A 1,474-nucleotide genomic window follows, 5' to 3' on the forward strand; every position below is an offset into this window, starting at 1 on the left:
GCGGACTGGCTGTCGACGCGGATGAACGACGCGCCGGCCGTCACGAAGTGCGACACGGGGCCGGTCGTGAAGCGGCCGCGTACGCCGGCCTCGGCCGACTGCGCATCTTCCTTGTGCGGCACGCTCAGGCGCGAGTCGTATAACTTCGTATAATGTATGCTATACGAAGTTATTACGAGCAGATCGGGCCGATCGCGAAGCCGAAGGACATCCGCTTCGGCGACAACCTGCCGAAGACGCGCTCGGGCAAGATCATGCGGCGCCTGCTGCGCTCGCTCGCGAAGGGCGAGGCGATCACGCAGGATACGTCCACGCTCGAGAATCCGGCCATCCTCGAGCAGCTCACCGAAGTGCGCTGAGCGCCTGCCGGTTGCGCATCTCGCGCACGAGCCCCTGCGCGGCAATCCCGATTGCCCGCGCGGGGGCTTTTTGCTACATAACGGCATGACCGTTCCGACCCGTTCGGCGCCTGCCGCGCCACCCCCCGTTCCCGAACCGCTCGCGCGTGCGCATGCGCGCTACTGGCGCTTCAACGTCGCGCTGATCGCGGTGCTGATGGTGACCGGCTTCGCGGTGTCGTTCATCGTGCCGTTCTTCGGGCCCGCGCTCGCCGGCGTTCGCTTCGCCGGCTTCAGCCTGCCGTTCTATGTCGGCGCGCAGGGCGCGATTCTCGTGTACCTCGTGCTGATCGTCGCCTACATCGGGTTGATGCAACGCGCGGACCGCACGCTGCGCCGCGCGTACGACGAGCATGCGGCGCGCGCCGGCCATGCGAACGGCGGGCGCTGATTCATGCTGACGCATCGACTGATACGCGCATACGCGCTCTACACGCTCGGGTTTCTCGGCTTCGTGCTGCTGATGTGGCGGATCGAGCGCGCGACGGGCTCGGGCGTCTGGATCGGCTACGTGTTCCTGTTCGTGCCGATCGCCGTGTATGCGGTGATCGGCTTGTTGTCGCGCACGTCCGATCTCGTCGAGTACTACGTGGCCGGGCGGCGCGTGCCATCCGCGTTCAACGGGATGGCGACGGCGGCCGACTGGCTGTCGGCCGCGTCGTTCATCGGCCTGGCCGGCTCGCTCTACGCGACCGGCTACGACGCGCTCGCGTACGTGATGGGCTGGACGGGCGGGTTCTGCCTCGTCGCGTTCCTGCTTGCGCCGTATGTGCGCAAGCTCGCGCGTTACACGATTCCCGACTTTCTCGGCACGCGCTTCTCGAGCACGGCCGTGCGTGCGCTCGCGGCCGGCGCGGCGATCCTGTGTTCGTTCGTGTACCTGGTCGCGCAGATCCAGGGGATCGGCCTGATCGCGACGCGCTTCATCGGCGTCGATTTCGCGATCGGCATCTTCTGCGGGCTCGCGGGCATTCTCGTGTGCTCGTTTCTCGGCGGGATGCGCGCGGTTACGTGGACGCAGGTCGCGCAGTACATCATCCTGATCAGCGCGATCCTGATTCCGGTGTCGCTGATCG

Annotated in this window: 1 protein-coding gene and 2 pseudogenes; all 3 read left to right on the top strand. The window is 66.8% G+C overall.

Translation table 11 applies throughout. From position 1 onward, the window contains the following. Positions 1 to 176: 176 nt before the first annotated feature. Positions 177 to 359, top strand: a pseudogene (locus JMF90_RS36785) (hypothetical protein); the annotation flags it as partial. 85 nt (positions 360 to 444) lie between these two features. Next, positions 445 to 789, top strand: coding sequence for a DUF4212 domain-containing protein (locus JMF90_RS36790; protein ID WP_054927993.1), 345 nt, complete (start codon positions 445 to 447; stop codon positions 787 to 789). Between the two features lie 3 nt (positions 790 to 792). Continuing rightward, positions 793 to 1,474: pseudogene (locus tag JMF90_RS36795) on the top strand (cation acetate symporter); the annotation flags it as partial.

The sequence above is a fragment of the Burkholderia sp. E168m23 genome, from assembly GCF_016586125.1.
In the GTDB taxonomy this organism is placed as follows: domain Bacteria; phylum Pseudomonadota; class Gammaproteobacteria; order Burkholderiales; family Burkholderiaceae; genus Burkholderia; species Burkholderia orbicola.

Bases quoted from the DNA above. Each gene is read 5' to 3' on its own strand.
- JMF90_RS36790 (WP_054927993.1), top strand. From the start codon at position 445: ATGACCGTTCCGACCCGTTCGGCGCCTGCCGCGCCACCCCCCGTTCCC.